The 7,620-nt window shown below is 38.6% G+C and carries 8 protein-coding genes and 2 pseudogenes; all 10 read left to right on the forward strand.

The genetic code is table 11. The features are described from left to right. Positions 1 to 942, forward strand: a pseudogene (locus tag JCM14108_RS13190) (MobQ family relaxase); the annotation flags it as partial. Continuing rightward, positions 917 to 1,529: pseudogene (locus JCM14108_RS13195) on the forward strand (DNA topoisomerase); the annotation flags it as partial. The pseudogenes JCM14108_RS13190 and JCM14108_RS13195, both read left to right, overlap by 26 nt. Positions 1,530 to 1,562: 33 nt before the next feature. Next, positions 1,563 to 1,862, forward strand: coding sequence for a hypothetical protein (locus tag JCM14108_RS13200; RefSeq protein WP_191978555.1), 300 nt, complete (start codon positions 1,563 to 1,565; stop codon positions 1,860 to 1,862). Positions 1,863 to 2,047: 185 nt separating this feature from the next. Continuing rightward, positions 2,048 to 2,803, forward strand: coding sequence for a hydrogen peroxide-dependent heme synthase (gene hemQ, locus JCM14108_RS13205; protein WP_003680658.1), 756 nt, complete (start codon positions 2,048 to 2,050; stop codon positions 2,801 to 2,803). 7 nt (positions 2,804 to 2,810) lie between these two features. After that, on the forward strand, positions 2,811 to 3,725 hold the full coding sequence (locus tag JCM14108_RS13210) for an MFS transporter (protein WP_237745843.1): 915 nt from the start codon (positions 2,811 to 2,813) through the stop codon (positions 3,723 to 3,725). After that, positions 3,722 to 4,072, forward strand: coding sequence for an MFS transporter (locus JCM14108_RS15655; RefSeq protein ID WP_237745844.1), 351 nt, complete (start codon positions 3,722 to 3,724; stop codon positions 4,070 to 4,072). Before JCM14108_RS13210 ends, JCM14108_RS15655 begins: the two co-directional genes overlap by 4 nt. Beyond that, complete coding sequence (locus JCM14108_RS15660; protein ID WP_237745845.1) at positions 3,978 to 4,187, forward strand: hypothetical protein; 210 nt, start codon at positions 3,978 to 3,980, stop codon at positions 4,185 to 4,187. Before JCM14108_RS15655 ends, JCM14108_RS15660 begins: the two co-directional genes overlap by 95 nt. After that, entirely contained in the window at positions 4,184 to 5,107 is a 924-nt protein-coding gene (gene hemH, locus JCM14108_RS13215) for a ferrochelatase (protein ID WP_003645607.1), read from the forward strand. Before JCM14108_RS15660 ends, hemH begins: the two co-directional genes overlap by 4 nt. 353 nt (positions 5,108 to 5,460) lie before the next feature. Continuing rightward, positions 5,461 to 6,993: an ABC transporter permease gene (locus tag JCM14108_RS13220; protein ID WP_235807042.1), complete on the forward strand. Its 1,533-nt coding sequence runs from the start codon at positions 5,461 to 5,463 to the stop codon at positions 6,991 to 6,993. 104 nt (positions 6,994 to 7,097) lie between these two features. Then, positions 7,098 to 7,586 carry a PAS domain-containing protein gene (locus JCM14108_RS13225; RefSeq protein WP_010625596.1) on the forward strand — a complete coding sequence of 163 codons (489 nt, stop codon included), beginning with the start codon at positions 7,098 to 7,100 and terminating at the stop codon, positions 7,584 to 7,586. Positions 7,587 to 7,620 lie beyond the last annotated feature (34 nt).

Below are 7,620 nucleotides of genomic sequence, written 5' to 3' on the forward strand. Positions count from 1 at the left end.
GATTAAAGAAACTAATAGCGAACAAACAGTTTTCAAAGGTAGTGAATTAAACGAACGTTTAATGAATATTCGTGATGATTTATTGACCCAGCAATTATTGACCTTTACCAAGCGGCCATACGTTGGTTTTAAGTTATTAATGCAACAAGAAAAAGAAGCCAAAATTGATCTGAAATATACGCTAATGATCCACTCTGATAGCTTAGAAAGCCTAGAACACATCGATAAAGGACTACTAGAAAAGTATTCACCAGCAGAACAGCAAAAGATTACTCGAGCAGTCAAAGACCTACGGACAATCATGGCCGTTAAGCAAGTCATTCAAACGCAATACCATGAAGTATTGAAAAGAGCCTTTCCTAATGGTGATTTAGATGATCTTTCACTAGTTAGACAGGAACAGGCTTATACAGCCGTGATGTACTATGATCCAACTTTAAAGCCATTAAAAGTCGAAACAATGGAACAATGGCAAGAAAACCCAAAAGCGGTTTTCAGTACCCAAGAACATCAATTAGGGTTAGCTTATTTGTCGGGACAGCTGAGCTTAGATCAGTTAGAAAATCATCACTTACAACGGGTTTTAAAGCATGATGGCACTAAACAACTCTTTTTTGGCGAATGCAAAGTCGATCCAACGATTAAGAACAGTCAAATCGAGAAAATCCAAAAGCAGTTAAAAGGCAACAAGCCAAGGACGACCAGTACAGAAAAGAAAATATTGGACATTATCAACCGCTAAATTACAAGCCAGTTAGTCCAAGCTACTACTTAAAGACGGCCTTTAGTGATGCGATCATGATCGCCCTATATGCCCGTGATGAAGATTACGGACGGCAAAAACAGGCGCAAGGTTTAAAGGAGACTGAGTGGGAAATGACGAAAAAACAACGGCAACACCAAACTCGAAACCGGCATGAAGATGGGGGCATGCACTTGTAATCACAAAATTAGCGACTGGTTAATTGGTATGAATGGTAGCCCATAATGTATTTTATATTGAGAAAAATTTGGTACGTAGAGCGTGCTCGATTAGTTACGTATAGCTGCCAGCCTTGTGTATGGTCTATCAAAGAGACCAGGCAATCAAAAACTTTAAGCCGGAACCCTATTTTGAACTAAATGCGGAAATTTTAGCTAATCAGCAAAAATTTGTCGCAAAATTAGACCCCTATCAGCGATTTAAAGACGAAGCAGGACTAATAACATTCATGCAAGCTAAACGCGTTCAGAAAGGCTCACAGGCCGGTTTAATCAAGAACGTCCAAAAGCAAGGCAAGAAGCGTGCTAGTCCCCAACTATTCTCGCTATCTAGTCTCCAAAGTGCCATGAATAAACGTTATCACGCCAGCGCCAGCCAAACCTTAGCGGCTATTCAAAGCTTATACGAAGACAAACTGCTCAGTTATCCCCGCACCGATTGTGCTTATATCACTGATGAAGAATTTGGTTATTTAGGGGCTAATCTGCCGAAGTATCTGGGGTTAGTCTCTAAGCCAGTCGCTTTAACCAATACCGCCCCGAAAAAGTGTTGACTTCCCTTTGTATTAGGTAAATATTTTTTGAAAGTTACCCAGGAGTTAACTAAGAGTGGAATGCTACCACAGAATGACTGGTATCGCTTCATGGAGTATGGAACAGATAGTGACTTACGAATTTGGTTACAGCAGAATGGTTATTCCAGAGAATCTTCAGAATATATTGAGGCAAATAAGAATGTACTAATTGCCGGTAATTCTGGTGAATGGAGACTTTCACGTCAAATTCAATTTGTAGAGGACGTAGATGTAAAAAAAGAAACGCAGGAAGTTATGACAAATGTTCCAGGAATATTCTCCAGAGGTAATTTGAATGAGTATTAAAAATAGTAATATCTTGATAGCCATATATTAGCATAGATGGTGCATTTTTTTGTATGGGATTACTAAAAATTAGGGAATTAACTGAAGTTAATTATTGCAAAATTATATTGTGTAAATACTAACATAATGTCTATAATGATAGAATGACGGTTGTTATTTTGTTTTTTAGAAAAGGAGGAATTACTTTGCAGGAACCTGTTGAGACACTTGAGGGTTGGTATTGTATGCATTTACTTTGGTCCATTGATGGTGCTAGTTGGCGTAAAGTCACTTTTGAGCACCAACAAGAAATGGTCCACCAGTTTCAATTACTTTTGGATGATTTTGTGCAGACAGAAGCTAAGGGTAATGGTAGTCACTATGTATTCAATGTATCTGGTCACAAGGCTGATCTAGGCCTCATTATACTTCGCGAAACATTGGCTGAGTTAAATGAAATTGAGCTTCAGTTAACGAAGTTGCCACTGTTTGACTATTTAAAGCGAGGGACTTCCTACGTTTCCGTTACTGAAGTGGGTACTTATACTGGTAAACCTAAATCAGATAAAGGTTGGGCCTATGTGAATCAACATCTGAAGCCTGAATTACCTGATAAACCTTATATCTGTTTTTATCCCATGTCCAAGCTTAGAATACCTGGTGCTAATTGGTATACCCTAACTTACGATGAGCGCCGTCAATTCATGCATGATCATGGCACAGTCGGTCGGACATATGCTGGTAAAATTTGGCAATATATCACTGGATCCATTGGTCTGGACGATTTCGAATGGGGCGTGACTCTTTTTGCAGAGACACCACTGATGTTCAAAAAAATTATTGCTGAGATGCGTTATTATGAAGCCAGTTCTGTCTATGGTGAGTTTCCATATTTTGTGGTGGGCACACACATGGACAATGCTGGATTACAAAAAATGTTTTTAGAAAATTGGGAGGCTTAAGTTATTAATGATTAATACGGTTGAGAAAGTACGATCGCATTTCTGGATTTATGCAATTGCAGTTTTTATTTCGCAACTAGATGGGGGCACGGTGTCAACGATGCTTCCAGCACTAACCCGGACTTTTGGCTTGAGTTCAGTGAATTCATCCTGGGTTGCAGGCATTTATACATTGGGACTAGTGATCGGTACACCAATCGCTTCTAATTTATCAGATATTTATGGCGCAAAAAAAATATTTATGGGTGAACTAGGTATTTGGTTCCTGGGTGCCCTATTAACCGGTATTGCGCCAACATACGGTTTATTCCTACTAGGTCGTTTTATTCTGGCTTTAGGGGATTGTGGCATTATTGTATTATCCATCAATCTCATGTTACATACGGCTGGACATCAACGCCAAGGCCGTAAAGTCTCTGTTGTTGGTGTTGTTTCAGGTTTAGCTTCAATCTTCGCCCCTATTTTTGTAGGGTTAACGCTGGACTTTACAGGTAACTGGCGTGCCTTTTATTATAGTTTATTGCCATTTATTGCTATTTTATTCCTATTAGTATGGCGGATTTTAGATAACGAAGTGAAAGAAGAACAGTGGCAAACTGATTTTCCAGGTCTAACCGCCTTTACAATCTTTATCACCTCATTCATGCTCTTCCTGACATTTATTCAACAATTCAACACTTATAAGTATCTCATCTTTGCTCTAATAGTAGTTGCAGCAATTAGCCTGTGGACCTTCATCAGAGTTGAACGCAATATTGCACCTAATAAGATGCCATTTTTACCAATTAATTTATTGAAGAAACCCGCATATAGTTTAACGCTGTTATTAGGTTTACTCGGCGGTACACTTTTCGCCGTATTCATCTACATTCCTACCTATGTTCATACTGTTTTCCATCTACCAATGCGTCTATCAGGATGACTCTAGTTGTCACCGGGTTGGGGAGTGTGATCGGTTCTTGGATCGGTGGCCTAATGGTCGATAAACTAGGTAATAAAAGAACATTAATTATTTCGGCCGCTTCAATTGGCTTATCCGGTCTTTTAATTATTTTTGGTCTAAGCCAATTACGCCTCTTCACAATATTCTCCTTCATCCTCGGCCTTGGTTTAGGTAGCTTCATGTCTGCACCATTGCAAGTTATTGCCGGTCGGATGGCTGGTAAGGGGAATCGTGTCCAAGCAATCGGCGGCTATCCACCACCAAAAAATTGGTGCCACCGTTGCACCAATTGTCTACGCCTCCGTTATTCAATTAAATGTGAATAATGGCCACATGGGTATTCAAGTTTATCGTGGTATTTTTGTCCTATTAGTAGTGATTGCAGTGATCAGCATCATTGTTACTAGTTTAATTCCCTTTACGAAAGAAGAAAATCTATGAGTAATAAAAAAGCAGTTCTATTAATGTCCTATGGTACACCCTATGAAATTAGCGATATTATGGGCTATTACACCAATATTCGCAACCATCACGAGCCACCAAAGCCATTGTATGATGAATTGGTAAGCCGTTATAAAGCCATTGGCGGGACTTCACCGTTAGCTAAGATTTCTGACGCCCAGGCGAAAGGATTGCAAGCACAATTAGATCAAGAGTTCCCCGGTGAATATCAAGTTTTTGTCGGTTATAAATATATTCATCCATTTATTCAAGATGCAGTTAAAGATATTTTAGCCGCTGGGATTAAAACTATTTACGGTATTCCTTTGGCACCGCACTACTCAGCTTTTAACACGGGTGACTATCATGCCCGAGCTAAGGAAGTGTTGGTTAACCATGGAGATGTAACCTATGTTGAAGCAAAGAGCTGGTGGCAAAATGATGATTTGATTCATTTTTGGAGTGATCAATTGGTAGCATTGAAACCACAAATCGACCAGCCTGATACTAAAGTCATTCTCAGTGCCCATAGTTTACCAATGAGTATCATTGATGGGGGTGACAGTTATCGTGATGAAGTTGAAGCAAATATGCGTACCGTGGTTAAAACTGCTGGATTAACGCCAGATCAATATACCATTGCTTGGCAAAGTGCTGGTCGGACAGAACAGAAATGGATCGGACCAGATTTTGTTACAGTGGCACAAAACTTAATTGAACAGGATAATATCAAACATATTATTTCCGCATCCGTTGGTTTCATCAATGATAATCTAGAGATTCTATATGATGTGGATATTGAATTAAAGCAGGCTATTGAAACTAAGGGTGGCAAATTAACCCGACTACAAATGCCTAATGACGATCCTAAGTTGATCAGCGCCCTAAAAGCAGAAGTACTTAAATTAGCAAAAGCATAAGCAAAAAGAGCCTGGACATTAACGTCCAGGCTCTTTTTATCTATAGATGATTATGGGAGGATAATCAATCAGATAGGGGATGAAATTAATTTAATACTTGAACTGTTGCAGAAGTGACACCATAGCTTGGGATTGAGCTATTAGGCATAGCAACGTCCAATTGTTGTGGGTTACTGTATGCTGACCGCATTATTGAATTTGCAGATGGTAAAATTCAGCAAGATACGCGGCCATTTAACGGGAATGGCAGTACCACACGTTTTCGTTTGAAACGAACGAAAATGAGTTTTTTCACCGCATTAAAGTTATCTTTTAATAATATTCGAACCAAAAAGGGGCGTACTTTTTTGACCATGTTTGCGTCCAGCATTGGTATTATTGGTATTGCGGTGGTTCTAGCACTGTCAAATGGGTTCCAAAGACAAATCGATCAGACCCAGAAGGAGACTCTATCTCAATTTCCAGTAACTATTAGTCAAGTGGGACAGGATGGCTCCGGGCAGCAGCAAAATTTAAAACAAGAATTTTCCAAAAGTAATTCGGTTACAGCCGCTACTAGTGCAGCTGAAAAAGTTCAGCATGAAAATAAATTGACGTCAAATTATCTTGACTATGTGGATAAAATTAGTCCTTCGCTCACTAAAAATATTAGTAAGACCTATGCCACTGGACTTAATTTGATTAGAAGTGTTAACGGTAAATATCAGGCTGTTAAATTTTCAAATACCAAACAAAGTGGTCAAACCGATTTTGCGACCTTAATGGCTCAAACTACAGGTGTAGGTGGTTCTGTATATCCCATTGACCGGAATGGCGGTCAAAGTTTTTTAAAGTCTAACTATAAATTATTGTCTGGGGCTTATCCTGATAAACCGACAGATGTTGTGATGGTCGTTAATCGAGATAATTCAATTAATATCAATGCTCTCCGTAATTTAGGAATTTCTGTTAAAGAAAATAAAAAGTTTACCTTTGATCAATTAATTGGGACGACGATGCAATTAGTTAGTAACGATGATTTTTATCAATCCCTACCGACGGGTAATTTTTTACCAGGAAACGACTATCAAAAAATGTCTCAAGCCAATAAAACCAAGACGTTAAAAGTGGTCGGAATTTTGCGAGTTAAGTCTAAAAATAGCGATGGTATTTTAGCTAGTGGGATTGCTTATAGTGATCAGTTGACTAAACAAGTTATGGAAGATAATCGCGATTCGGCTATTGTCAAGGCACAAAAGAACAGTAATCGTAATGTCATGACCAATCAAGAGTTATCAGCAGAAGCCAAGCCGCAGATGTTAGCCATGATTGGTGGCAATGCTGTACCAACTAGTATTCAGATTTATCCTTCAAGCTTTAAAGATAAAGATCAAATCTTGAGCTATTTAGATAAATATAATAAAGGTAAAAGTAAGGTCAATAAGGTGGTTTATACTGATCTTGCAGGGAATGTTTCTAATTTAACCGGTGGCTTGATGGATGCGATCACTTATGTGTTAGTGGCCTTTGCAGGCATTTCGTTAATCACAAGCATGATCATGATTGCCATCATTACCTATACTTCGGTACTGGAGCGGACTAAAGAGATCGGTGTTTTAAAAGCTTTAGGTGCAAGAAAAGGGGATATTACCCGGGTATTTGACGCTGAAACAACTATACTAGGTTTTGGTTCAGGTATTTTAGGTGTCTTAATTGCGTGGTTATTGACTTTTCCAGCAAATATTATTTTGGAGAAAATTACCGGCTTAAGTGGCGTAGCCGCCCTTAATCTCATGCATGGGGTAATTTTAATTCTGATCAGCACAGCATTAACCGTCTTGGGTGGCCATGTGCCTGCTAGAATGGCAGCTAAAAAGGATGCTGCCATTGCCCTAAGGTCAGAATAAAACAGCAACCAATGTAATTTTCTATTTACATTTAAGCTAAAATTCTATACATTTAGTTAGTGTGTTTATAATTGGAACAACTAAATTTATATGAGGTGATTAACATGGCTGAAGAACCAAAGACCGTTGATATAAAAGATATGTTACATTTTAAAACTGGTAATATTGCCTTACCTGTTTTGGAAACAATTCTGAATACGATTCCCTTTGAATTGGGATTTTGTGACGAGAATGATGAATTTCAATGGTTCACTGATAATGGACATCGGGTCTACAAACGTTCTAAAGAGACCTTTGGTAAAAACGTTTTAGGCCTACATCATGGCGGCGCCCGCCCACAGGTTCAAGAATTATTGAAACAATTTCATGCTGGTACAAAGGATAATTTTGAATTTTTACTAGATCTTGATGGTCGTAAAATTTATATTTCTTTTTATGCAGTTCATGATGAGAATGGTAAATACCTTGGTTGTTTTGACTTTACAGGGGACATCACTGAGTTACAACAAATGAAAGAAACTGCTAAGGTGATTCCACCTATGGATGCCATTAAAGCTAAAGAAGCTGCTGAAAAATCGACAGATAAAGATTAATTAAAGCAAGCCTTTAAGACAAAGTTGACGTCTT

It is taken from the genome of Lentilactobacillus farraginis DSM 18382 = JCM 14108 (genome assembly GCF_000583655.1).
In the GTDB taxonomy this organism is placed as follows: Bacteria; Bacillota; Bacilli; order Lactobacillales; family Lactobacillaceae; genus Lentilactobacillus; species Lentilactobacillus farraginis.

Excerpts from the sequence above, each read along its gene's own strand:
- JCM14108_RS13210 (WP_237745843.1), top strand. The coding sequence starts at position 2,811 with ATGATTAATACGGTTGAGAAAGTACGATCGCATTTCTGGATTTATGCA.
- JCM14108_RS15655 (WP_237745844.1), top strand. The coding sequence starts at position 3,722 with ATGACTCTAGTTGTCACCGGGTTGGGGAGTGTGATCGGTTCTTGGATC.
- hemH (WP_003645607.1), top strand. The coding sequence starts at position 4,184 with ATGAGTAATAAAAAAGCAGTTCTATTAATGTCCTATGGTACACCCTAT.
- JCM14108_RS13220 (WP_235807042.1), top strand. The coding sequence starts at position 5,461 with ATGTTTGCGTCCAGCATTGGTATTATTGGTATTGCGGTGGTTCTAGCA.
- JCM14108_RS13225 (WP_010625596.1), top strand. The coding sequence starts at position 7,098 with ATGGCTGAAGAACCAAAGACCGTTGATATAAAAGATATGTTACATTTT.